This is a genomic window from Butyrivibrio sp. CB08 (assembly GCF_003625485.1).
Taxonomy (GTDB): domain Bacteria; phylum Bacillota; class Clostridia; order Lachnospirales; family Lachnospiraceae; genus Butyrivibrio.
Genome location: NZ_RAIR01000003.1, coordinates 146,340 through 170,493, shown reverse-complemented (window position 1 = coordinate 170,493; position 24,154 = coordinate 146,340). Strand labels below are relative to the sequence as shown.

Genomic DNA, 24,154 nt, shown 5'->3' with positions numbered 1-24,154 from the left:
TTATTCCGAATCCCGTACTAATATTATATTGGGTTTCAGAACAAAAAGTGTATAAAATTGCGAAAATTTATACTTTTTTTAGATAATTTGTTATTACTTTATCACGCTTAGTGTTTATCTATCCTTTCACGGATAAGTTCCTTGGTTCTCTCTATCTCTTCTAGGAAATCACGGGCAGAGAGCCTTATTGCGCCAGCTCCCATAACTATCACCTGCTCAATGGCATCGGAAGTAGCCACTGTAACCTTGTATTTTTTGCTGATCTCATGGGCAGCCTTTTCTATGTACTGATCCGCTGTTTCAGCCTCTTTTGTATAAATAATCAAAAGTCCGCTGTTGTCTTCCACATGCTCTTTTCCGCCAGGGACCTTATATGCGTCAAACACAAGAAGTACGCGCTCTCTGCGAAATCCCTGGAAGTTTATCAGCATGTCGATAAGGCTGTCTCTTGCAGCCTTAAGATCCGTTTTTGCCAGGTCTGACAGCTCTTTTGATGCATAAATAATATTATAGCCGTCCACCAGAAGGTATTCCTTGTACTCATCTGCCGGCTTAACATTCTCATATTTCTCGCGCTTTTGCTGCTCTACCTCGTGGTCGCGCCTTGCTTCCTTCTCCTCTTTGGTCATGCCCTCGTAGACAGTCTCTGTCTCAACGTACCTTGGCTTTACTGCGCCATAGGTTCTCTCGAAGATGGCCATGAGCTCGCCCTCTGCCGCGCGGTGATCTCTTTCTCTTTCGGCAAAAGACTTCTGGGCGGTATCTTTGTTTCTTAGCTTATTCTGGAGTTCTTTTAAGGCCTCCATGTCTATGTTGTCTGAAAGGTCAGTCTCTATCTGGTGGGTGTCAGGGTTCCATCCGCTCTCCACGTGCATGTGGGATCTAACCTGGTCCCATGGCACAACGGTTCCTGCGCCGTGCATGCAAAATACAGAGTCGGGAGAATTGGCTCTGTCAAGGGTAGGATCATAGCCTCTTTCTGTAATGACTTCCTCTGCGTTGTGGCAGGGCTGATAGCCGCTAAGGGTAGTAAATATCCTGCCTTCGCCCTTGGTATATGACGCCACATCTCCTGCATAGTCACCAAAGCATGCCGCAGGTACAACGCCTTTAACCACTGACATGTTGCCCTCGATTTCAGGTCCTGTCACTGTGGCGTTCATCCTCTGCATGTCTGTAAGAGCTCTTCCCACATACTCTGACGGAACCTCAAGCCTGTAATCAAGGACCGGCTCAAGAAGCACGGAGTTTGCCATCATAAGGCCCTGTCTTACTGCTCTGTATGTAGCCTGTCTGAAATCGCCTCCCTCAGTGTGCTTCACATGGCTCTTTCCGGCGATGACTGTGATCTTCATATCAGTTATCTCAGATCCTGTAAGGACTCCGCGATGCTTTTTCTCTGCAAGGTGAGTAAGGATGAGCCTCTGCCAGTTAAGAGACAGATCGTCTGTGCTGCAGTTAGCCTCAAACTTAAGGCCGCTTCCCGGCTCTAATGGCTCAAGAAGAAGGTGAACCTCTGCGTAATGGCGAAGGGGCTCAAAGTGACCAACGCCCTCCACAGGGCCTGCTATTGTTTCCTTGTAGACTATGTTTCCTTTTCCAAACTTAACATCAAGGTCAAACCTGGTCTTAATAAGGTGAGTTAAGATCTCCTTTTGCACCTCTCCCATGAGCTGAAGCTGTATCTCTTTTGTCTCCTCGGAAAAAGAAACAAGGAGCATGGGTTCTTCGTCCTCTAAGGCCTTAAGGTTTTTGTAGACAATAGATGGGTCTGCGCCATCTGGAAGGATAAGGACTGATGAGAGGATCGGCTGAAGCACTTCAGAAACGGTGTCACCTTCAAGGCATCCAAGTCCCTCTCCTGCGCGCCTTCCGGACAGGCCAAGTACAGCCACAACCTGACCGGCTTCTGCCTCCTGGATGGCCTGGAACTTTTCGCCTGAAATAATTCTTATCTGATCGATCTTCTCTTCACCGATCTGGTCTCGTATGCGGAGCTTTCCGCTTGTTATCTTGATGTGGGTAAGTCTGTTTCCGCTTCCATCCCTGCTGATTTTAAAGATGCGGGCTCCAAAGGGAGCGTCAGCCGAAGCCGGGGCCTGCATGGAAGCGCTGCCTGCCGGGATTTCGGTAACCGGCCTTACAACCTCGCATGTGGCATCCAACAGCTCTTTTACCCCATCCATCTTAAGGGCAGAGCCAAAGAGAACCGGGAAACACTTCCTGTGGTTCACGAGATTCTTAACATCCTCGGATGAGACTCTTTTCCCATCGAAAAAGCCACTTAGGAGCTCGTCGTCGCAAACCGCCAGCTCTTCCTGGGTCTCATCGTCATCTATTCCATCCTGGATGCTCACAACGTGAGGGCTAAGGCCAGACTTAAGGGCAGAGAGGATCTCTTTTCCCGCAGCAGCATCGCTGCCAAGCTGGTCCATCTTATTCACGAAAATAATTGTGGGAACGTTGTAGTGTTCAAGAAGTTTAAACAGAAGCTTTGCCTGACCTGTGACACCGTCGGCGGCGCTTATGAGAAGGATCGCCAGATCCAGCACCTGCAGGGTTCTCTCCATCTCCGGTGAGAAGTCCGCATGTCCTGGGGTGTCCAGAAGGGTAAAAGAAAAATCTCCGTAATCAAAAGAAGCCTCTTTGGAAAAAATGGTTATTCCACGGGCTCTTTCAAGTTCATATGTGTCGAGGAAGGTGTCACCTTTGTCCACCCTTCCTATATTTCTGATGGCGCCGGACAGATACAGGAGCCCCTCCGAGAGAGTGGTCTTTCCTGCATCTACGTGGGCCAGAATTCCTATTGTTACATGCTTAGGCATTATCTTTCATTTCCTTATATCGCCTCTTGTTGGCGTACATCTTTTCGTCGGCTTTCTCAAATGCTTCAGTCATATCAAGGTCCTTGTCAAAGAATGCGACGTAGGTTCCCATGCTGGCAGACACTGTGTAGCCGTAGTCCTGGGAGGATTTCTCAAGCCTCTCATCAATTTCAGCCATGATCTTATCAAGATCATAGACGCCAAAGAAGAAAGCGAACATCTCATCGCCGCCCATTCTTACGCACAGAGCGTCCTTAGGGCATGACTCTCTGAGGGCGTGGGCAACAGCAGATATGGCCTTATCCCCTTCAAGGTGTCCTAAATTATCATTGATCCACTTAAGTGAGTTTAAGTCTGCAGTTATTATGTTGATCTTCCTGCCAACGTTATGAGGATTCTCGCGGATGTCAGCCATCTTGTCCATGAAGGCAAGCCTGTTAAGAAGTCCTGTCAGGGCATCCATCTGGTACATCTCCTGAAGCTTGTCCCTAAGGTACTTCTGATACTTGTTGGTGACATATCCACCTATGGCCATTCCCATGCTGTTGGTAATGCTGGAAGTCTGGGTGTAATCGATAAGATTGATTCCCGGATATGAGAAGCACACAAATCCCGGAGACTTATTCATATACTCAAGGCCATTGAAGATAACAGGGAAGCCTCTCTTTATGAAGAGCTCAAGGTGAGGCACTATCTCATAGGGATCATAGCGATATGGAGTCTCGGTCTCCTTGTAGGAATCGTAAATAACCATCCTGCTGCCGTGTGGTACATCCTCAAAGAAGTAGTTCTTCTCAAGGTCAAAGCAGGAATCCTCAATAACGACGCATGTATTCTGGGCAAGGCTCTTTTTCAGGAAACGGATCTGTCCCTGAATATCCTTGTCATTCATGATCTTGTAGGTGATCTCCTGGAGCATATGGATATCATCCTGGTGATGATAGAAGTTGTTGTTAAGAGCTGAGATGCTGTCGAAGGTAACCTCTGTGTTCCTTGGGCATCCGCAGGACTCATTGGCTATAAAATCAGGAACTATGAGAGTATCTATGTTTCTCTCACCTGCAAACAATCTGTTTAAAACCTTCATAACCTCCTGGCCAAGGGCTGTACCGTCACACTTGGCTGTAGTTATTCCAGGTTTGGAGATAAATGACTCCTCGATCCCGTCAAAGCCTGAAACGATAACATCCTCTGGCACCTTTACTCCTGCTGCCATGAACACGTCTGAAACGTTGAGGGCCATGATATCGTTGGCGCAGATAACTGCGTCTGGAAGCTCGTCCCTTTCAAGGAGCTGAACTGTAGCTGTTCTTGTAGGAGCAGCCCAGAAATCTCCATAGCTTAACATGCTGTGGTCAAATGGGATGTCATTTTCACGAAGAACTTTTTTGAATATCTCGATTCTCTCGTCAGAAAAGACATTGTTCCTCTTGCCGGCCATCATGTGAGGGCGCCTTGCCCCATGGTGCTCGATCATGTGTCTTACAACATTTTCAAAGCCCTTGGCATAGTCAAAGCAGACAGTGGAAACATTTTCGTATTTTCCATCCACCACAATGACAGGGACCTCTTTTTTTGCCGCCTTGTCAATGATGCTCTGGGCAACCTGATGACTCTTGATCTTTTCATCAAGGATAACTATCGCATCTGTTCTGTCATAGGGAATAATATCGAATACAGCGGTCTCAGCCACTTCATTGCCACTGTTGCCAATCTCAGAATTCAAGGCATAGATAAACAGGGCACAATTATTCTCCCTGAAGAGTCTGTTCAGCTCAGTAATGAACGCAAACTCTCCCGGATCATAGATTCTATATGTACATAAAGCTACAAGCCTTTTATCCTTTATCATTGCATCTCCTCAAAACGGGCGTTGATTTGCAACAATATTTACTCCGAATACCTCTACGAATTATTGTACTCTATTTAACGAATTTAAAAAAGCAATTCTGATTGGTTCAAAAGAATCCTCTAGTCCAAACTTTTCCGGAATGGTTTTTGTAACCTGGTCGATATCCTCTAAAAGCCTTGTTCTGGCCCCTTCATCGCTCATGGTCATCGTTCCAAAAATAGCTGCCCTGTAAGATTTTGAATCCTTGCAGGAATCGATGAAATAATCTGCAAATTCTGCTATATCACAGTTTAGGAGAGTTGCAAGGTGCTGTCTCATCTCTTTTGCAAGCTTTTTGACATTAAGGAAGTTGATGCTGGTCTGACCAATTACCTGGATCATCATCCAGGCTTTCATCTGCTCCCTGTATTTATTATCCATAGCTTCTCTACTCTGACCCTGCATTGTATCTCCTATTGATAATTAATTATCATGATTATATTACATCGAATCACAAATTGATAGTACTTTAACAAAGAATTCACAAAGTATGATTATCAAAGAAGTTCTAATAATCCCTGAATGCCCTGTGTCTCATAAATATGGCGGTAGTAGGATACTTCGTTCTGGATGATGGAGTCGATCTGTCTCATTCCAAGAAGTTCTACCGGAGCCTTATCATCAGTCATGATGTGGCCTGTGCTCTCGTATCTTACATAAGTATCAAGTACCCTCTGCATCATAGCTCTCAAGGTCTCATTGTCTTCCATGGCAACATTTTCAGAGAGCCTGACCATAAATGATGGATCGTCTGTGGCAAACAGCTCCCTGTTTGTGGAGTTTGGAACCTTGACTGTTACTACATCGCTAAATACAGAGCTGATGGTATCGGAAAGGTATGTGTTGATGCCCTCCTGATCATCGCTGTACATGTTCATGTTTACCACCATAACTCCTCCGGGAGCAAGGTGCTCTTTTACCATGGAAAAGAACTCTACAGAGGACATCTGGAATGGAATGGTGATGTCCTGATAGGCGTCCACCATGATAACGTCGTACTGTCCGTCAATTGCTGCAAGATAAGCACGGCCATCGTAGGTGGTAACTTTTGTCTCTGCAGGAAGCTCGAAATATCTGTGGGCAAGATCTGTGATCTTATCGTCGATCTCAACACCCTCAACAGTTATGTTGTCAAAGTATCTGGACAGCTGGGTTGCATAGGTTCCGGAACCCATTCCAAGGATAAGAAGATTTAGTTCTTCGCCAGACTTCTCTTTTTCCTTGATGCCTGCCATATAGGGCGCTGCCATGGCATAATCGTAGTACATTCCAGTAAGGGCGCCGTCCTTGATAAGGATGGACTGAACTCCAAACAGAACGTTGGTTGAGAGGATAACGCTGTTATCTGTCTCCTTGACCTGAAGATAGTTGTAAACTGACTCACCCTCGAAGGTTAAGTCGTTTTCCCAGAATGCAAAGCTTGTGTTATGGCCAAAGATGACGCACAGGAAAAAGATAAGCGCTCCTGCAATTATTCTTCTAAGGTCACCCTTGGCCAGGGATTTTTTTCCATTAGCGCTGCCTCCTGACTGAGCTGACGCTGCCCCGTCTTCATAAGGGCTCACAAAATAGAGAATAGAAAGAACTATAAGGATTCCTGAAAAGATAAGGAATGTAACTGCTGTACCAACCGCAGGGATTGTCACAAAGGTTGGCACGAAGGTTCCGATGATGCTGCCCACTGTGTTGTAGGCTCCAAGGGTTCCGATGATCCTTCCGTTGTCCTCCAGGGAATCCGTTGTGTACTTGGCAAGGCTTGGTGTAACTGTTCCAAGCAGGAAAAGAGGGAACACAAACACCACCATGCATGCAGCAAAGGCAGCTATAACGAGGAAATTGCTGTTTACTGCAAAAACTAAAACCGCGGAGATTCCGATGATTATGTACTTACCAAGAACCGGAATAAGGGCGATCCAGATGGCTGCAATAAGAATCCTTCTATAGAGCCCTGCAGGATCAGGGTCCTTGTCGGCTTTCCTTCCTCCGTAGATATTTCCAAGGGCCATGGCTATCATGATGGTTCCGATGATAATGGTCCATACGATCTGAGATGAACTAAAGTATGGCGCAAGAAGTCTGCTGGCTCCCAGCTCGACTGCCATAACTGACATACCTGCAAAGAACTCTGTCAGGTATAAAAAGAGTTTGCTTCTAAGTATCTTTTTCTTATTCAAAGTAAAATCCGTCCCTTCAACATGCGAATAAAATCGCCACTGACAAGTATTATAAAGGATTTGAGCGCAGAAATTAAGTGAATTATTGTGAAAAATATGCACATAAAAAGGCCGAAGGCAAAACGCCTCCGGCCCCATATAAAAACACTTCAAACTTCTTCTACATAGTTAACATATTCAAGGTTATTGAACATGCTTATGAGCTCGTGGTGGGATCTCTTCCTATCAAGTGCAATGTCGATGATAAGTCCCGCATCCGAACTCTGCAGGGTCTTCTCTTTGCTCTTTTCCATACTCATGATAGTAAATCCCTGCTCGTTGATGGCGTTGGTGAGCTTGTTCACACCGCGGTTCTTGGGAACCTCAATGTAGATGCTCATGTACTTGCTGTTGTTCTCAACTCTGTCAGAAATCTGCAGCAGGATAACGTTGGCAAATGCAATAAGGAGGAATGCACAAACTCCCACTACCAGATAACCGCCTCCAATGGCCATTCCCATGCAGGATGTAACCCATAGGGTTGCTGCTGTTGAAAGACCCTTGATCTGCTTCTTGCCAGTAACCAGGATGGTACCTGCGCCTAGGAAACCAATACCGCTTACTACGCCGGCAGGAATACGGCTAACATCCGCAGCCAGATCCGGAAGGAGCGCCAGGTAGATATTGAGCACCGTAGCAACTGCAGAGCCAAGACTCACCAGTGCAAAAGTCTTGATGCCTGCGTTGTGGTGAGTGACGATTCTCTCCCAACCTACAAGACCGCCGAATACTGTGGCCATTATAAGTCTTATGGCAACTGCGATATCGTTAGTTGACTGTAAGAAATCAATAAAATCATAAAAAGTCATAAATCTCTCCTCAGAGTGCGTAGAGTGTGTTGTCCTCGAAGTTGAGGTATACTTCATCCCCTACTTTGTAGATCTTCTTATTCTTTGGATTGTAATCCTGGATCTTGATTACGCTCTCGCCGATCCTGATGTGGTAATCCTGGTAAGCGCCCATGAAGCATGAGTAATCAACCTTACCCTTGATAGCGCCCATATCTGAAAGTGTTGCGCCCTCTGGACGAAGTACCACGTCACAGTCTGCACCGGCTGAAAGGCTGCCAGTTGCGCACTTAACTGCTGTTCCACCGATCTCAACCATATCCTGGCCTGTTACCTTAGCCTTAAGGAAGTTACACTCGCCGATGAAGTCAGCAACGAACTTGTTATTAGGATAATAATATGCTTCCTGAGGTGTTGCAACCTGCTCAACGATACCCTTGTTCATGATGATGACCTTATCAGAAATAGCCATAGCCTCTGACTGATCATGTGTTACATAAACAGCTGTGATTCCAGCTTCCTGCTGGATACGTCTGATCTCAGTTCTCATGGAAACCCTGAGCTTTGCATCAAGGTTTGAGAGTGGCTCATCGAACAAAAGAACTCCTGGCTCAATTACAAGGGCTCTTGCAAGGGCAACTCTCTGCTGCTGTCCACCTGAGAGCTGGTTTGTCATACGGTTTTCCATTCCCTCAAGGCCAACAAGTGCAAGGATGTCAGTTACTTTTTTCTTGATGGTCTCAGAATCCATCTTGCGAAGCTTAAGACCATAAGCTACGTTATCAAAAATGTTGTAGTGAGGAAGAAGCGCATAGCTCTGGAATACCATCGCTGTGTCACGCTTGTTTGGTGTAAGTGCGTTGATTGGCTCTCCACCAAGATAGATCTCGCCCTCGTCAGGAGATTCAAATCCTGCGATCATACGAAGTGTTGTTGTCTTACCACATCCGGAAGGTCCGAGGAGGGTTACAAAGCTGCCTGGCTCGATCTCCAGATTCTGATCTTTAACCGCATAGAAGTCCTTTCCGGTCTTTGGGTCTTTATAAATCTTTGAAATATGTTCAAGGCGTACGCCCTTTTTCTCTTTTGCCATTTTATCCACCTATCTCGCATGTTTCATGCGCAAAATATAAACAGTTAGTTCTCTTCAAGGTTAACCTTGCGGCTTGTTCCAAAGTACTTCATCACGATGTTCATAAGGATAACTGAACTGTATGTGATGATGATAAGGATCGTCGCAAAGGCACAGGCGATACCAAAGGATCCCTTCTCTGCAAACTCATTGATCTGTACTGTAATGAGCAGGTAAGAAGGTGTAACCAGAAGGATGATCGCACTGATAGCAGTGATACTGCGCACGAACGATGTTACAAATCCTGACAGGAAGCTGTCCTTGATAAGAGGAAGTGTAACTGTCATGAACACCTTAAGGCTGTCCGCGCCCATATCATAAGCAGATTCCTCAATGCTCTTGTCGATCTGGCGAAGAGCTGAGATTCCGCTTCTGGTACCTGTTGGAAGGGATCTTACAATGAATACGATAACCAGGATCGCACCTGTTCCGTAGAGCCCCTGCAGGATTCCTGTTCCAAAAAGTCCCCCTGAGAAACCTCTGATATATCCGATACCAAGAACTGTTCCAGGAACTGCCATAGCCAGCATTGAAACTGCTTCGATAAAGCCCTTGGTCTTGAAATTTCTTTTTACTACAAGGTAAGAAATGATCATAGACAAAAGAGCTGTGATCGGAGCCGAGATAAGTGACAGAACGAAGCTGTCCTTAAAGGCCTTAAGTCCCTTGTACTTGGTAAATACCTGTCCGAACCACTTGAAGGTTAAGTGGAAGTCGTAGCCCCATGTCTTGAACATCGCGCCGAATGGTACGCAGATGTACATCAGGATTACGAAGATCGCAAGAGCTGAGCACAGGATTGTAAGAGGAATTGTAACGCTCTTGTCTGTGATGAGCATACGCTCTCTTGATGCTTTTCCTGAAAGTGTTGCTGTAGACTTGGCCTCAAGGTAATACTTCTGAACAATGAACATCACAAGGGTTATTGCCAAAAGAACTACCGCCATGGCTGCAGCGCCTTCCTTGTCGTAGGCACCTGTGATCTGCAGGTAGATTGTTGTTGCCAGTGTGTCGTATGATCCACCGATGATCATTGGGTTAGCAAAGTCTGCGATAGACTCGATGAAGGTTACAAGGAATGCATTTCCAAGACCAGGAAGGATAAGTGGCAGTGTAACTGTCATGAATACCTTGAATCTTGATGCACCCATGTCCCTTGCTGCTTCCTCAAGGGATGGATCGATATTTTTCAAAAGACCTTTCAGCATCATGTAGCATACTGGGAAGAATGTCAGTGTCTGAACAATTGCGATTCCCCAGAAGCCATATACGCTGTTGTCATAAATTTTCAAAAGAAATCTTGTGATGATGCCCGCTTTACCAAAGAGCATGATCATTGAAAGTGATAAAACGAAAGGTGGTGAAACTACTGGAAGCATTGATACTGCTTTGAAAAGGCCTTCCATAAATCTGGTACGAAGCTTAACGTAAACCTCCACATAGGCAAACAAAAGACCTATGAGAGCTGAAGCGATTCCTACCAGGAAACCAACCTTTAATGTGTTTGTTATGGCGCGCCTAAAGTTTGAAAGGGCCATAACTCTTTTAAAGATATCCAGTGTTAACCCATTATCTGAAATGAAGCTGTCCACCAACAATATTGCCAGCGGATACAAGATGAAGATTGTAAGAAATGCTACCAAAAGCACGATGGTGGTCATCATTATTGGATCCGCCATGAGCTTTTTCCTGTCAAGGCTGGCACTTTGACTCTTTGCCATTGTTATTCCTCCTAGTAAATCTTAAAGAAAAGGGCGGAAAAGAATTTCCGCCCTATATAAATCTGTTTAACGCTAGAATGAGTTTTGATTACTCGGTCTGGAAACGATCGTCAGCAGCGCTTCCAAGAGCTGTCATAACTTCCTCGATGTATGTAGCTGTGTTAGCCTTAGCATCTTCGAAGTCATACTTCATAACGTTGTTAGGATCAAGACCGAACTGTGTTGCGATCTCAGGCTGCTTAGCGTTGTCGATAACAAGGAACTGGTAAGAACCGTTCTGTGCTGCAAGCTCAACGCAATCAGGTGTAAGAGCATACTCGATCCAAAGCTTAGCTGCGTTTGGATGTGCGCATCCCTTGAAGATAGCTGTTGCACCAACCTCGAAGGATGTTCCTGTTGAAGGAATGATAAGTCCTACATTGCCATATCCGTTGTCAACGATCTGTGTGATACCATCGTGAAGGAATCCGATACCAACTACGCACTCACCTGTACCAACGTTCTTAGATGGGCCAGAACCTGACTTTGTGTAAACTTCGATGTTCTTATCAAGGTCTACAAGGTACTGGATACCTTCGTCATGACCATACTTCTGGATCATTGTGTTGATAACAAGCTTAGCTGTTCCAGCTGTGTTGTAGTTTGAAAGCCAGATAAGTCCCTGGTACTTAGGATCAAGAAGGTCCTTCCAGTCTGCAGGCTGCTCGATGCCCATACGATCAAGCTCGTCTGTGTTAACCATGAATCCAAGGATTCCCTTGTAGATACCATACCAGTAACCATCCTTGTCACGATATGTTGCATCGATAAGGTGGCTAGCGTTCTGTGCTTCATAAGCCTCAAGGAGTCCCTCGCCTGCTGCTACGTTGTAAGGATCAGTTGTGCCACCAAACCAAACGTCGCCTGAAGGATTTCCGTTCTCTTCTTCGATCTTACTCTGAACTTCACCAGTTGAAAGTCTCTGATACTGAACCTTGATTCCGTAAAGCTCTTCAAAGTGCTCACAAGCTGCTGCAAGATATTCCTCTTCGCATGAACCGTAAACAATGAGCTCGCCCTCAGCCTTAGCTGCCTCAATAAGAGCATCCATTCCTGATGCTTCCTCTGCTGCAGGTGCCTCTGCTGCTGGAGCTTCTGCTGCAGGTGCTTCTGCTGCTGGAGCCTCAGCTGCTGGAGTCTCAGTAGCTGCATTTCCGCATCCTACAACACCAAGTGTCATAAGTCCCGCCAATACTAACGCGATTTTCTTTTTCATATTACCTCTCCTTTCAATTTCGGGTCATTGGATACTTTTATGATAAAGAAAACCGTTTTCCTAAAATACCTAATTTTCTGTTTAATTATCCAAAAAAATGAACACAAGTTTAAACGCAGTATCCATGCAGGGAAAAGAAATAACCTCTGCCCCAAGTGCATTACCAGCAAGATTTACTGGCTCCTATCTCTGCTGCCAGATGGTAATCAAGGGGCTGGCACTTAAAGTGCCATCCCCTGTAGTAAGGCTCCTGGTTCCATCTCTTGTCAACGGACTTTCGCGGCATATCCTCGCGGACACGTCCGCTGCGGTATTCCACGCTTCCGTTGACAAGCGGCGGGGGGCGTCAAGGAAAGCGTCTATCAAAACCAACACTGAATCGAGCGCACCGCCCGCGTCCAAAGTGAGTAGTTTTCAAAGAATATACCTTCAGAGTGAAAAAATCTGTTCTGAAGGTATACTTTTTTCTGATATTATGCCCGCCTCATCCCAAAGTATACCTTCACAGTATAAAAATCTCCTCTGAAGGTATACTTATTTTTTTGCCAAGTAAGAATCTTCCCAAAAGTATACCTTCACAACTCAAAAACACACTCTGAAGGTATAAAGTGACATTTCATGCGCGGAACCACGCTCCTAGGTTGGCAGAACCCCCTTTGTCAACGGAACCGTGGAATACCGCAGCAGGCCACATCGAAATCCGCAAAGTGCCAGCACCCCTCGTGGCCTGCGAGGATATGCCGCGAAAGTCCATTGACAAAGGAGCCGGACCCGCACAATAGAAAAAAGGGACGGCACTATTTGTGCCGCCCCTTGATTACTATTGTGACATCTACATTCCCAGACAAAATTTCCGGTTCGTAATCCTCACTTCACAAAATCCGAAGGTGAGCTTCCGGAATATTTCTTAAATACAGTACTGAAGTACTTATAATCACTAAACCCAGTCATATCAGATACTTCATACACTTTGTACTTGCCAGTTTCAAGAAGTCCAACCGCCTGCTGGACGCGGTATTTGTTGAGGAAATCCAGATACTTCTGGCCTGTAGCCTCCTTGAATTTCCTGGACAGGTAGCTTGCGGAAACGCCAAACTCTTCTGCAAAGCCTTCAATGCTGATCTTCTCTGAGTAGTGTTCTTTGGTGCGGTCAATGACCTGCTTGACGTAGTCGTTTTCCTTGTCGCTCTTTATAAAGATAGGATCAACTTCGCCGCCATCTCTTTTCCTGCTTTCAAGCTGCTTAAGCTGATTGCTGCGCTCGATGTCGTCGATGACTTTTTTGATGTTGGCCTTAAGCTCCTCTTCGTCGACAGGTTTCATGAGGTAGGCAGAAACTCCAAGCTCGATGGCTTTTTTGGCGTATTCAAATTCACCATAGCTGGTCATGATGATTGCCTTAAAATCTGCTATCTCCTGGCCTCTTCTGATCATCTCGATGCCGTCCATAACTGGCATCATGATGTCAGCAAGAACGATGTCTGGCTGGAGCTCCTCAATCTTCTGAACTCCCTCCTGGCCATTGGCTGCCTCTCCTATAATGGTGCAGCCCATGGAAACCCAGTCCATGGTGTATGCTATTCCCTTGCGGATGATGTCCTCATCCTCAGCTATAAGTACTCTGTACATTTATTTACGTCCTCTTTGGCAGGGTGAGTCTTACTGTGGTACCCTCGCCTTTTTTACTATTGATATCAAGACCGTAGTCCCCCTGATACATCAGCTGGATCCTGCGGTGGATGTTGTAGATTCCAAAGTGGTTTGAGGTGTTCTCGCTGTCCGCAAGCTGGCTCTTTATCTCTTCAAGAACGTCCTCGTCGATGCCCACGCCGTCGTCCTCGCAGACAAAGATCAGATTCTCTGTGATCTGATATCCACTGATATTTACGTTCAGTTTCTCCTTTTCACCAAAGCCATATTTCACAGCGTTTTCAAGAAGGGGCTGCAAAAGAAGCTTCGGGATCAGACAGTCGTAAATGTCCTCTGCCACGTTTATATTATAAGAAAAGCGCTTGTTGAAGCGGATCTGCAGGATGTTGAGATAATACTGCAGGTTATCAAGGTCCTCTTTTACCGTAACCTCTTCCCTCATCTCCTTGATACTATAGCGAAGCAGTCCTGACAGCGACACTATCATCTTGTCCGCAGCTGCAGCGTCTATCTTGGCCATGAAGCGGATGTTATCCAGCGTGTTAAAAAGGAAATGCGGGTTAAACTGGCTTTCAAGCTGCTTAACCTGGGAAAAAGCCGCGTTCTGCGCAAGCTCTTTATTCCTCTCGATCTGATCTTTAAGACCGCCAAGCATCTCGTTAAAGTCGTTACCAATAGTCTGGAACTCTTTGTTTGTATCTATTGAAAGGCTCACATCAAGGTTACCCTGCTGAACAGCCTCGAAGGCGTCCTCGATCTTTTTTACATCCTTGGTGTACTCCTCGGAAGTGGCAGCAGTACTGCGGTAAGTGATGATGATGACCGCAACGAAGATCACAAGAATGATAGCGATGAGGATCAGGATCATCCAAAGGCTTCGGTTGATGTCGTAAAAAGTGTAGACACGAAGTCCCTTCTGAAGTCCGGATTCGTGGCAGATGTACTTCTGTCCGTCACTCCTTACATAGCCAGAGCGACCCTCAAACACCTCCTGAATCTGACCGAAGTCGTCCCTGATTCCCTGGGTGTTGTTAAGGTAGATCCAGCCATTTTCATCGGTGATCATACAGTATCTGTTCTTGGCGTTTACAATGTTTGCAATGACCTGGGATGGAACCGCATAGATCATGGCGTAGTTAAGGTCGCTTCCTGTGTACTCACCAGATGCCACGTAAAGTGTTCCCTCATAAAGAACCGTGCTGGCAAGACCGGGCCTGGACTTTAATTTATTCCATACGCCCCAGTCCATGAACTCCGGGTCCGTGAGGTATCTTGGAATATCCATGGGACTTGCGCTGGTGAAAAGAACATCACCCGTCCCATCAATTATCATCAGGTTTCCAAGTTCATCATACCCGGAAGTGCTTGAATAAAGCTTTGAAAAGATCTGGTTCGATGAAGCCTCTATATCTCCGTCGTTTTTGTTGATCACGTTCTTGATCTCGGAAAACATGCTGTAGTAGGTGGTCAGAACTTCGTTGGTCTCTGCTGCGATCTCGCTGTTATCCCTCCTGTTGGACTCGCTCATGTAGGCGTTCCAGGTGATGATAAACAGGATCATCACTGCAAATACGATTCCGATTACAGGAGTAAGGGAAAAGACGATGAAGGTTCTTCTTATATTTTCCTGGAAGGATTCGATTTCTTTACTCATCGGTACCTCCCATCAGCTCTGAAAAGCGGGAAGTCCATTCCTTCTTACTTCCGATTACGAGCTTTTTATCTACTTCAATTATATTGATGTCACTCTTTGGACTTACAAGGCTTGATGCTGTAACGTCGCCACGAACCGAGCGGCGTCCAAGGTTATTGGATATATATTTCTGAACGTGTTCATCAGTCATGAAATCAACAAAGGCCTTGGCGTTGTCCACGTGACCTGCGTTCTTGTTAATGTAAAGGCCATCTGGTGTTGATACCACGCCTTCATTCATGTAGATGATCTTAACGTGTTTACCTGTTTTGAGCATGGTTATAGCTGCTTCCTCAAAGGTAAGCCCCACTATGTACTTGCCCGCGGAAACACCTTCATATACTGCTGATGAACTGGTAAGAAGATTCCCCTGAAGCTGATGGGCAAGGGCCTCCACATAGTCCCAGCCATTGTCCGGATTACCATCGCCCATGGCGTAGAGCATGTTTACAAGCTGTTCAAAGGATGAAGAAGATTTACCAGGATCAGCAAAAGCGATCTTACCCGTAAGTGCAGGGTTAAGAAGATCCTCGTACCCCTCAATCTTAATATCTCCGATAAGATCGGTGTTCACCATAAGTACACTTGGAACGTCAGTAAAGCATGTTATGCCGTTTCCAAGGTTCTTAAACTCCGAAGCAAAGCTGTCATAGTTTTGAGAAATGTATGGCATGAAATAGTCATTATAAGCGCCAACAGACAGTACGGATCCTCCCCACAAAAGATCAACATCTTCGCCAGATGTCATCATATCTATGGCCTCTGAAGTTCCGCACTTTTTAACTTCCACGACAATACCAGTCTCTGATTCAAACTCGTTGATCAGTGGCTTCATGAACTCTATTGGGTGGGGCGATGCCACCACCACTTTATTATCCTCCTGGGTGACGCCCGGTCTTCCAGCAAGGCCAAGATACAGCCCCAATGACGCCAGCGCCAGCACCACGGCGATTGCGATTATTATGTAGAACCTACGCATATTCCCCTCACAAAATAATTCACTGCTCTCCTACATACTCAAAGATTATACCATCATCCTCGGACACGTACAGTCCCGAAGGATGCTTTTCCAGCTCTTCGTTGTAGTAATCCCCTGAATATGGGCTCTGTCCTACAAGCATATAGATCTTACCGTCTTCTCTCCAAACTTTCTCAGGAATCACATAAGGGTTGTAGATAGAACCATCCGAGAAAGTAACCTTGGCTGACGGATAGTTGATCTGGGTGTAGGTCTTTCCACCATCCTCAGTTCTGAAAAGATAGCCTTCATCTCCGCCGCTGTAACTAAGACAGGTAAAGCCAAGCTCCGTATCATCAATAAAGGTGATCCACTGCGCTTGTCCTCCGCATCCAATAAATGGATCTTCGTTGACGAGACTGCAGGTCTTACCACCGTCAGAGGTTTTGACCATCATGTAGAAGCTGCTGCCCGCTGCCCTGTCTATGGGAATAAGCCTGTACTCCACGCCATCCTTCGTAGTATAGGTGCAGTCTGGCTCAATTGTGGCATAGTAAGGATCAGTCTCCTGTGGTTCCTCCACAAAAGCAAGTCCCTTGTAGTCTTCATCATTCTGAGACCAGCCCTCTCCCACAAACCTTGCATCAATAGTATCGTAAAGCCCCTTGTAGAGGCCTTTTCTATCAAAAGTCTCACCCACATAGGGAGTTAAGTCAAAAGGAATGGTTTCCTCTGACATTTTGATTCCCATCTCTCTGTAAAGCCATGGCGCTTCATCATAAGGAACCTGAGATAGGCACCTCTCCATCCAGTCACAGACATTCTCGCAATAAAGAGAAAGATCCTGGGCTCCAAATACCTCAATGGCTGCAACACTCACAGTCCCGATCTTATTTTCATCGCTGCTCCTGCTCTCTATATATGCGCATCTCTGGCCAAGATTTGGAAATGTATCCTCTGTAACTTCCTTAAATCGCTCAAGCCTGTAGCTCTCTCTAAGCCTTGGCCCCAGGAAAAGATCTATCGCCACCACGCCAAGTATCACCATGACGATAGCTGTAATTATCGCCCCAACTTTATTCTTCAAAACAAAAATGACCCCCGGTTTTCTGATGTACCATCTAAATATACACCGAAAACCGAGGGTTTTCCATCAATTATCCTCTGAGCATGAACTTGCGGACGATATTTATTCCAATCCTGTAATTCCATGGGCGGACAACCTTGTCTGCCTCTTTGAGCTTCTCCCTGATAGGAATGTTCTGAGGGCAGTGCTGCTCGCACTTTCCACAACCGATGCACTGAGTTGCAAAAGCAGGCTCTTTCTTGAGGCCAACAGTCTGCGCGTACTCAAAGCGGGCATTGGACTTGCTCTCAAGAGCTGTCATGTTGTAGCTCCTAAACAGCGCCGGGATATCGACGCCCTTAGGACATGGCATGCAGTATCTGCAGCCTGTGCAGCCAACAAGCTCTGTCTCTTTAATGATCTCTTTTACCTTATCAATTGTATCGAAATCGTCCTGGGTAAAAGAGCCTGCTTCAGCCGAAGATGCGATCCTGCAGTTCTCCTGTACCATCTCGATGGAGTTCATTCCGGATAAAACGCAGGTAACTTCAGGCTGATTCCAAAGCCAGCGAAGTCCGTACTCTGCAGGTGTATAGCCAGTTTCTTTCGATGCGATAAGCTCTTTTGCCTTGTCAGGAAGAAGGTTTACGAGCTTGCCACCACGAAGGGGCTCCATGATGATAACTGGAATACCCTTAGCTGCTGCAGCCTTAAGGCCCTCAACACCTGCCTGGGAAGTCTCATCCACGTAGTTGTACTGGATCTGGCAGAAATCCCAGTCGTAGGAATTAAGGATCCCGATGAAATCCTCAGTGTTTCCGTGATAGGAAAATCCAATGTTTTTGATCTGTCCAGAAGCCTTCTTTTCAGCGAACCAGTCCTCGATGCCCACTTTCTTAAGCTTATCCCACTGGTTCATGGCGGTCATGTGGTGCATGAGATAGTAGTCCACATAGTCCGTGCGAAGGCGCCTGAGCTCCTCGTCAAAGTATCTGTCGATGGCAGTCCTGCTGCCGATGAGGTACTGTGGAAGCTTGGTGGCGATATTAACCTTGTCGCGGATCCTGTTTCTCTCAAGGATCTCACCAAGAGCAGCCTCGCTTCCAGTGTAAACATAAGCTGTGTCGAAGTAGTTGACGCCGGCTCTGTAGGCCTCCATCAGCTCCTTCTCCGCCTTGTCGATATCGATGCGGCCGCCGCTTGTGGTAAATCTCATACATCCGTAGCCAAGGATGGAGATGGGCTCGCCGTTTCTGTTATTCCTGTATTTCATAGAAATCTCCTAAATTTTGCGCAATTGAATTTATCGCAACCGTTATCTCATTCTATTATGTTACAGACCATTTTTCAACTGGAAATTTTTATCCAGATTATCACTTTTTTAGCACGTGCACTGGCGCATCGTAGTACTCGTTATAGAGGTTAAAAGAGCTCTCGATGCCCTCAGTTACATAGACCTCTCCGCTCTCTGTGATAAATACCGCGTCAAAGTCCCCTGCCTGTTTCCAGAATTCCACTGCCTCATCAAGACCCATTACGAAAAGAGCTGTGGACAGCCCGTCGCACATAAGACCATCCTTGCCAATGATGGTCACAGACATAAGGCCGTTCCTGGCTGGATATCCGGTCTTGGGATCGAGGATATGCCAGTAGATCTCGCCGTTTTCTTCAAAGTATCTCTCGTATCCGCCTGAGGTGATGATAGCCACATCTTCAGCATCGATAACTGCAAAGATACCGGTCTGACTATCCTCAAAGGGGCTCTTAATCGCCACCTTCCACTTCTGACCGTCTGGCTTTTTGCCAATACACTGTACGTTTCCGCCAAGGTTAATAAGGGCGGATTTAACGCCGTTCTCACGGAAATAGTCAGCCACCGCAGTGCTGGTGTAACCCTTAACAACACTGCCAAGGTCAACTTTCATGTCCTGCGCTATTGTGGCGCGAGATCCTGCAATCTCCACGCGCCTGTAATCCACGTTCTGAAGTAGCGCCTCAATCTCCGCTTCCTGAGGCACCTTATAACTTCCCGTTGTAAATCCCCATGCCTTAAGCACGGGATAGATAGAGATATCCAGCGCCCCATCAGTCCTGTCGCAAACATCAAGCGCCCCTTTCATGATATCTGCAACCTCCGAAGAAACATCTGCCTCCCCGTCTCTGTTAAGTGCAAAGATCTGACTGCCCTCATCCGTTACCGACAGCTCTTTTTCCAGGTCACGGATCATGGTCTCAGCGCCAGTAAGAAGCTCCTCATCTCCCGCAACCTGAAGCTCCATGATGGTATCCATGGCAAAAAGGCTACTGGTCATAATCTTAGGGCCTGTAAGCGAACATGCAGAAAGCGCTGTCAGGGCCAAAAAAGCCGCGGCAGCGCAAACAATTCTCTTCTTATTCAAAAATAGCTTACTCAACTTCATCCTGAAAAACATTCATATTCCCCGTTCTGTATCCATAAAGATCAAGGGACACGTATGTAAATCCGATCTTCCTGAGGGCGTCATGAACTGTACTGCGAAGGTCCTCAGTAAGAACCCTTGCAATATCCTCAGGTAACAGTTCGATCCTTGCAAGGAAAATATCATTGCCGTGGATACGAACCCTGAACTGCTTAAAACCAAGCTCCATCATGATCTGCTCAGCCTTATCGACCATATCAAGCTTCTTGTCGCTGATGTTCTCGCCGTATGGGAAGCGGCTTGCAAGGCAGGCAAAGGAAGACTTATCCCATGTGGGAAGTCCGAAGTGCTGTGAAAGAGCTCTGATATCATTCTTGGTCATACCAGCTTCGCGAAGTGGGCTCTTTATACCAAGCTCTGCGATTGCCTTAAGACCAGGTCTGTAATCACCCTCGTCGTCAAGGTTTGAGCCTTCAACTACAACAGCCATATTCTCAGCTTTTGCTGTATCAAGGAAATGTTGGAACAGATCTTTTTTGCAAAGATAGCATCTGTCCTTGGGATTCTGGGCAAAGCCCTCGATCTCCATCTCGTTGATGTTAAGGACCACGTGTTTAACCCCGAGCCTCTCGCAGTAACTAAGAGCCTCCTCAAGTTCTCTCTTTGGGAAAACTCCGGAAGATGCAGTCATTGCAACCACGTTGTCAGAAAGGGCTGCTCTTGCTGCGTACAAAAGAAACGTTGAATCAACGCCGCTGGAAAAGGCTACCGCCGCACTTCCATAGGAAGACAAAATGGACAATAATCTGTTGTATTTATCATGCTGCGCTGCTGTTACTGTGTAATCCATACTTACCTCAACTCATCTTCTTGTACATGTGGTTTCCAAGCATCTGAATAAGCTGAACAAATGCGATCAGAATGATCGAACAAACAATAAGGTAATCCGTCTTGTACTGCTGATAACCGTATCTGATGGCAATATCACCGACACCGCCGCCACCGACAGTTCCGGCCATTGCTGAATATCCAACCAGTGAGATCACAAGAAGAACAACGCCGTTGAGCATTCTTGGAATAGATTCCTTAACGTAGACCCTCATAAGGATCTGGAAATTGCTCGCTCCAAAGCTTCTTGCTGCCTCGATGACACCAGGATTGGTCTCACGAAGACTTGTCTCAAACACCCTTGCGATATAAGGAATTGCTGAAACAGTAAGTGGCACGATAGAAGCTGTTGTTCCGATGGACTTACCTACAACCATTCTTGTAAATGGGATCAGGATAACCAGAAGGATAATGAACGGAAAACTTCTGAACACGTTCACTATAAAGCTTAAGATCTCATATACGATCTTGTTTGGCTTAAGCCCGTCAGGTGCTGTAAGTGTCAGAACCACTGCCGGTATAAATCCGATTATCACTGAAAAAACTGTTGACCAGAACACCATGTAAAGTGTCTGCCAAAAGGCATTCATTATTATTGAATACATTCCGCTGTTTGATAAAACTCCAGACATTTTATATCTCCTTAAACTGCAGGACTTCCTGCCCTGTCAGCACAAATCTCTTATTTTATAACTTCCCAGGTAACGTCCTTGGAATCCAGGAAAGCACAGGCCTTCTCAAGGTCTTTTTCCTCCATGTTAAGAACCAGGCTTCCGTAAACATCCTCCCTGAAGTCCTCAAGCTTAGCCCAGCAGATATTGAAATCTGTGTGGAGCTCCTGTGACATCTGGGTTACGATAGGACGCTGATTGCCTTCGCCATAGAAAAAGAGCTTTAGGTTTACGCCAGTTGTTGGCAGCTTGTCACTCTCTTCCCTGAGGAAATCTCTGATCTCTCTTTCCTTGGGCCATACAAAGAGCTGCTCCGGTCTTCCAACTGCAAGGACATGGCCCTTGTTAAGGAACGCAACCCTCTGACAGATCTGCTTAACAACTTCCATCTGGTGTGTAACAACAACGATGGTGATTCCCATCTCTTTATTGATCTTTTGCAAAAGAGCCAAGATACCCTTTGTGATCTCTGGGTCAAGGGCAGATGTAGCCTCATCGCACAGAAGGATCTCAGGATCAAGAACAAGGGCTCTTGCTATGGCAACTCTCTGCTTCTGACCACCGGAAAGCTCCCTTGGCTTTGCGTGAACCTTATCCTCAAGTCCTACCAGACGAATGAGGTTCATGATCTTCTCTTTTGCATCAGTGGTGTTTGTAGGAATTCCCCAGAACTTCATGGGAAGGGCCACATTCTGATAAACATCAAGTCTCTCCAGAAGGTTAAAGCTCTGGAAGATCATGCCCATTCTCTTTTGAAGACTACGCAATTCCTTCTTGCTCTTAATATCCACCAGCTGTTCCCCAACGGTAATGCTGCCTCCGTCGTAGGACTCAAGGCCGTTGATACAGCGAAGAAGGGTACTCTTTCCTGCACCTGACTGTCCGATTATTCCGAAGATCTCGCCGTCTTCGATCTCGATTGAAATATCCTTAAGGACCTCAGTATCCTTAAAGGACTTCTGCACGTTTGCAATTCGTATCATTTTAAAACTTCCATTTCTAACTAATCTCACGGGCATGTCACCCGCATGTCATCTTATAAAATGAGCCGCCTGCAATTAACAAGCGGCTCGAACAGTATTATATTACAAAAACCATTATTGTGCATCAATGAAAGATGTGATAACTGCACCCTTGTATGTGTCATCGATGTACTTCTGAACCTTGTCAGACTGAAGAGCCTTGATGAGGGCCTTTGTCTTTTCTGACTCCTGGTTGCCATCCTTAACTACAAGGAAGTTTGTTCTCTTAACTGTTGTCTCAGCGTCAAATGACTCGATATCAAGAGCTGGGTGCTTAGCTGGAAGACCAGCCTCAAGTGCGTAGTTACCGTTGATTGTAGCAGCATCCAGATCAGGAAGTGAAAGTGGAAGGCTTGCTGCCTCAAGTGGAGTGATCACATAGCCGTGAGGATTTGCCTCAGCGTCGTTTGTAAGTGAATCCTCGTTGTAGTTGGCATCTGTTCCGAAGCCGCCCTTTGATGTAAGAAGTCCCTTCTGAACAAGAAGGTCGATTCCTCTCTCGCCGTTATCTGGATCGTTAGGAATACCGATTGATGCGCCGTCTGGAAGATCAGCAAGTGATGTGTACTTCTCTGAGTAGATTCCCATTGGCTCGATGTGGATACCTGCAACAGCTGTGAGGTGAAGACCTGCATCGCTGTTCTGCTGGTTCATGTAACCAAGTGTCTGGAAGTAGTTGGCGTCAAGCTCGCCCTCTTCAAGTGATGTGTTTGGAAGAACATAATCTGAGAAAACAACTGTCTCAAGAGTCCATCCATCCTCTGCAAGAACTTCCTTAACGATGTTATCAAGGATCTCTGCGTGAGGTACAGGTGTTGCACCAACCTTGATTGTCTTATCTGCGCTGCTATCTGCACCGCCTGCTGCAGCACCGCATCCTGTAAGCGCTGAAACTGCAAGGGTAGCTGCAAGCACAAGGCTAACTAATACGTTCTTTTTCATAATACTTTTCCTCCTCCGTCCGCGTAAAGCGGTTATTAACTTTTTTCTATAATATACTCTCCCAATTGCACATGAGCAATACTAAGAGATTTATAGACACCGATAAATATTGCTTATAGGGTGATCAGCTTTCTTTATGTCTCTCAAGAAGTTCCACAAAGGTCCTTCCCATTTCTGAAAGCTCCTGGCCCTTTCTGGTGATATATCCAAAGGTCAGCATCTCATCCTCTTTAAGCTTGATAACATGGATATCTGATGAAGTCTTGCCCTCTCCAAGCATGGCAGCGCCAACCGCGTATCCGTTAAGGCCAAGCATCAGCTCAATAGATGTTGCTCTTTCGTTGGTGCTGATAACCTTCTTGTAATCGTAGGTTGCAAGGGCCTCTTCTCTATAGTAGAAAGAAGTGTTGTCCCCCTGATCAAAGACCATGCAAGGGTACTCCTGAAGCTCATCAAGAGACAGCTCGTCCCTGTCAGCCAGGGGGTGATTCTTACTTAAGTACACATAAGTATCTCTGGAAAAGAGCTCATGGAACTCCAAAGATGCATCGGCAAAGATCTTCTTGAATGTATTCCTGTTAAATTCGCTAAGGGCGATAACGCCAACCTCACTCTTTAAGGTCTTAACATCTTCGATGACTTCACTGGTCTGAGTCTCGCGGATTGAGAACTGATACTCCGGAAGATCAAACTCTTTTACCGTATCAATAAATGCATCAACAGCTATGGTGTAATGCTGCATGGATACTGAGAATGTAGGCTTTTCACTTCCGCCGTTGATGTACTTGTTCTCAACCTTCTCAAACTGTTCAACAGCATTTCTCGCGTAAGCAATAAAAGATGCCCCAGCAGAAGTGGTCACAACACCGTTGTGGACTCTCTCAAAGATCTGTATTCCGATCTCTTTCTCGAGATCTCGAACAGCACTTGAAAGTCCCGGCTGTGACACGTAGAGCCTGTCGGCTGCCTTCCTCATGGAGCATTCTTCATCAATAGCAATTACGTATTTTAGCTGAAGTATGGTCATGTTATCGTCCTCC

20 protein-coding genes are annotated in these 24,154 nt (G+C 46.1%); all 20 read right to left on the bottom strand.

The genetic code is table 11. From position 1 onward, the window contains the following. Positions 1-107 precede the first annotated feature (107 nt). The 20 genes from D6855_RS07050 to D6855_RS06960 all read right to left on the bottom strand — a co-directional run bounded on the left by D6855_RS07050 (position 108) and on the right by D6855_RS06960 (position 24,141). Complete coding sequence (locus D6855_RS07050; RefSeq protein WP_120739465.1) at positions 108-2,825, bottom strand: translation factor GTPase family protein; 2,718 nt, start codon at positions 2,823-2,825, stop codon at positions 108-110. Beyond that, the gene (locus D6855_RS07045; protein ID WP_120739463.1) at positions 2,818-4,677 is read right to left on the bottom strand and encodes a diguanylate cyclase domain-containing protein; all 1,860 of its coding nucleotides are present in this window, start codon (positions 4,675-4,677) and stop codon (positions 2,818-2,820) included. Before D6855_RS07045 ends, D6855_RS07050 begins: the two co-directional genes overlap by 8 nt. Before the next feature lie 60 nt (positions 4,678-4,737). Next, on the bottom strand, positions 4,738-5,121 hold the full coding sequence (locus tag D6855_RS07040; protein ID WP_120739461.1) for a DUF6553 family protein: 384 nt from the start codon (positions 5,119-5,121) through the stop codon (positions 4,738-4,740). A 92-nt stretch (positions 5,122-5,213) separates the two neighbouring features. Further along, positions 5,214-6,890 carry a spermidine synthase gene (locus D6855_RS07035; RefSeq protein ID WP_120739459.1) on the bottom strand — a complete coding sequence of 559 codons (1,677 nt, stop codon included), beginning with the start codon at positions 6,888-6,890 and terminating at the stop codon, positions 5,214-5,216. A gap of 149 nt (positions 6,891-7,039) precedes the next feature. Further along, positions 7,040-7,738 carry an MgtC/SapB family protein gene (locus D6855_RS07030; protein WP_120739457.1) on the bottom strand — a complete coding sequence of 233 codons (699 nt, stop codon included), beginning with the start codon at positions 7,736-7,738 and terminating at the stop codon, positions 7,040-7,042. Positions 7,739-7,748: 10 nt separating this feature from the next. Continuing rightward, the gene (locus tag D6855_RS07025) at positions 7,749-8,810 is read right to left on the bottom strand and encodes an ABC transporter ATP-binding protein (protein ID WP_120739455.1); all 1,062 of its coding nucleotides are present in this window, start codon (positions 8,808-8,810) and stop codon (positions 7,749-7,751) included. Between the two features lie 44 nt (positions 8,811-8,854). Continuing rightward, on the bottom strand, positions 8,855-10,570 hold the full coding sequence (locus tag D6855_RS07020; RefSeq protein ID WP_120739453.1) for an ABC transporter permease: 1,716 nt from the start codon (positions 10,568-10,570) through the stop codon (positions 8,855-8,857). An 88-nt stretch (positions 10,571-10,658) separates the two neighbouring features. Continuing rightward, complete coding sequence (locus D6855_RS07015; RefSeq protein ID WP_120739451.1) at positions 10,659-11,825, bottom strand: ABC transporter substrate-binding protein; 1,167 nt, start codon at positions 11,823-11,825, stop codon at positions 10,659-10,661. Between the two features lie 160 nt (positions 11,826-11,985). Continuing rightward, on the bottom strand, positions 11,986-12,111 hold the full coding sequence (locus D6855_RS17005; RefSeq protein WP_256372305.1) for a hypothetical protein: 126 nt from the start codon (positions 12,109-12,111) through the stop codon (positions 11,986-11,988). A 581-nt stretch (positions 12,112-12,692) separates the two neighbouring features. Continuing rightward, positions 12,693-13,454 (bottom strand): response regulator transcription factor, encoded by a 762-nt coding sequence (locus D6855_RS07010; protein WP_120739449.1) that lies wholly within the window; start codon positions 13,452-13,454, stop codon positions 12,693-12,695. 4 nt (positions 13,455-13,458) lie between these two features. Next, entirely contained in the window at positions 13,459-15,129 is a 1,671-nt protein-coding gene (locus D6855_RS07005) for a sensor histidine kinase (RefSeq protein ID WP_120739447.1), read from the bottom strand. After that, positions 15,122-16,147: an extracellular solute-binding protein gene (locus D6855_RS07000; RefSeq protein WP_120739445.1), complete on the bottom strand. Its 1,026-nt coding sequence runs from the start codon at positions 16,145-16,147 to the stop codon at positions 15,122-15,124. The genes D6855_RS07005 and D6855_RS07000 overlap by 8 nt, the downstream gene beginning before the upstream one ends. A gap of 19 nt (positions 16,148-16,166) precedes the next feature. Next, the gene (locus D6855_RS06995; protein WP_120739443.1) at positions 16,167-17,213 is read right to left on the bottom strand and encodes a hypothetical protein; all 1,047 of its coding nucleotides are present in this window, start codon (positions 17,211-17,213) and stop codon (positions 16,167-16,169) included. A 70-nt stretch (positions 17,214-17,283) separates the two neighbouring features. Further along, the gene (locus D6855_RS06990; protein ID WP_120739441.1) at positions 17,284-18,465 is read right to left on the bottom strand and encodes an aldo/keto reductase; all 1,182 of its coding nucleotides are present in this window, start codon (positions 18,463-18,465) and stop codon (positions 17,284-17,286) included. A gap of 100 nt (positions 18,466-18,565) precedes the next feature. Further along, complete coding sequence (locus tag D6855_RS06985) at positions 18,566-19,591, bottom strand: FAD:protein FMN transferase (RefSeq protein ID WP_243111826.1); 1,026 nt, start codon at positions 19,589-19,591, stop codon at positions 18,566-18,568. Positions 19,592-19,598: 7 nt separating this feature from the next. Further along, on the bottom strand, positions 19,599-20,441 hold the full coding sequence (larE, locus tag D6855_RS06980; RefSeq protein WP_120739439.1) for an ATP-dependent sacrificial sulfur transferase LarE: 843 nt from the start codon (positions 20,439-20,441) through the stop codon (positions 19,599-19,601). A gap of 7 nt (positions 20,442-20,448) precedes the next feature. Beyond that, positions 20,449-21,111, bottom strand: coding sequence for a methionine ABC transporter permease (locus D6855_RS06975; RefSeq protein WP_330546890.1), 663 nt, complete (start codon positions 21,109-21,111; stop codon positions 20,449-20,451). 50 nt (positions 21,112-21,161) lie between these two features. Beyond that, a complete protein-coding gene (locus D6855_RS06970; protein WP_120739437.1) occupies positions 21,162-22,133 on the bottom strand; it encodes a methionine ABC transporter ATP-binding protein in 972 nt (323 codons plus the stop codon). A gap of 114 nt (positions 22,134-22,247) precedes the next feature. Beyond that, entirely contained in the window at positions 22,248-23,114 is an 867-nt protein-coding gene (locus D6855_RS06965; RefSeq protein ID WP_120739435.1) for a MetQ/NlpA family ABC transporter substrate-binding protein, read from the bottom strand. 124 nt (positions 23,115-23,238) lie between these two features. Then, a complete protein-coding gene (locus tag D6855_RS06960) occupies positions 23,239-24,141 on the bottom strand; it encodes a LysR family transcriptional regulator (RefSeq protein ID WP_120739434.1) in 903 nt (300 codons plus the stop codon). Positions 24,142-24,154: the final 13 nt, after the last annotated feature.

What these genes read in the sequence shown, in the direction of transcription:
- D6855_RS07040 (WP_120739461.1), bottom strand. Translation starts at nt 5,121, where the DNA reads ATGCAGGGTCAGAGTAGAGAAGCTATGGATAATAAATACAGGGAGCAG.
- larE (WP_120739439.1), bottom strand. Translation starts at nt 20,441, where the DNA reads ATGGATTACACAGTAACAGCAGCGCAGCATGATAAATACAACAGATTA.
- D6855_RS07030 (WP_120739457.1), bottom strand. Translation starts at nt 7,738, where the DNA reads ATGACTTTTTATGATTTTATTGATTTCTTACAGTCAACTAACGATATC.
- D6855_RS06975 (WP_330546890.1), bottom strand. Translation starts at nt 21,111, where the DNA reads ATGTCTGGAGTTTTATCAAACAGCGGAATGTATTCAATAATAATGAAT.
- D6855_RS06960 (WP_120739434.1), bottom strand. Translation starts at nt 24,141, where the DNA reads ATGACCATACTTCAGCTAAAATACGTAATTGCTATTGATGAAGAATGC.
- D6855_RS07050 (WP_120739465.1), bottom strand. Translation starts at nt 2,825, where the DNA reads ATGCCTAAGCATGTAACAATAGGAATTCTGGCCCACGTAGATGCAGGA.
- D6855_RS07015 (WP_120739451.1), bottom strand. Translation starts at nt 11,825, where the DNA reads ATGAAAAAGAAAATCGCGTTAGTATTGGCGGGACTTATGACACTTGGT.
- D6855_RS07025 (WP_120739455.1), bottom strand. Translation starts at nt 8,810, where the DNA reads ATGGCAAAAGAGAAAAAGGGCGTACGCCTTGAACATATTTCAAAGATT.
- D6855_RS07000 (WP_120739445.1), bottom strand. Translation starts at nt 16,147, where the DNA reads ATGCGTAGGTTCTACATAATAATCGCAATCGCCGTGGTGCTGGCGCTG.
- D6855_RS17005 (WP_256372305.1), bottom strand. Translation starts at nt 12,111, where the DNA reads ATGCCGCGAAAGTCCGTTGACAAGAGATGGAACCAGGAGCCTTACTAC.
- D6855_RS07020 (WP_120739453.1), bottom strand. Translation starts at nt 10,570, where the DNA reads ATGGCAAAGAGTCAAAGTGCCAGCCTTGACAGGAAAAAGCTCATGGCG.
- D6855_RS06970 (WP_120739437.1), bottom strand. Translation starts at nt 22,133, where the DNA reads ATGATACGAATTGCAAACGTGCAGAAGTCCTTTAAGGATACTGAGGTC.
- D6855_RS07045 (WP_120739463.1), bottom strand. Translation starts at nt 4,677, where the DNA reads ATGATAAAGGATAAAAGGCTTGTAGCTTTATGTACATATAGAATCTAT.
- D6855_RS07005 (WP_120739447.1), bottom strand. Translation starts at nt 15,129, where the DNA reads ATGAGTAAAGAAATCGAATCCTTCCAGGAAAATATAAGAAGAACCTTC.
- D6855_RS06965 (WP_120739435.1), bottom strand. Translation starts at nt 23,114, where the DNA reads ATGAAAAAGAACGTATTAGTTAGCCTTGTGCTTGCAGCTACCCTTGCA.
- D6855_RS07010 (WP_120739449.1), bottom strand. Translation starts at nt 13,454, where the DNA reads ATGTACAGAGTACTTATAGCTGAGGATGAGGACATCATCCGCAAGGGA.
- D6855_RS06990 (WP_120739441.1), bottom strand. Translation starts at nt 18,465, where the DNA reads ATGAAATACAGGAATAACAGAAACGGCGAGCCCATCTCCATCCTTGGC.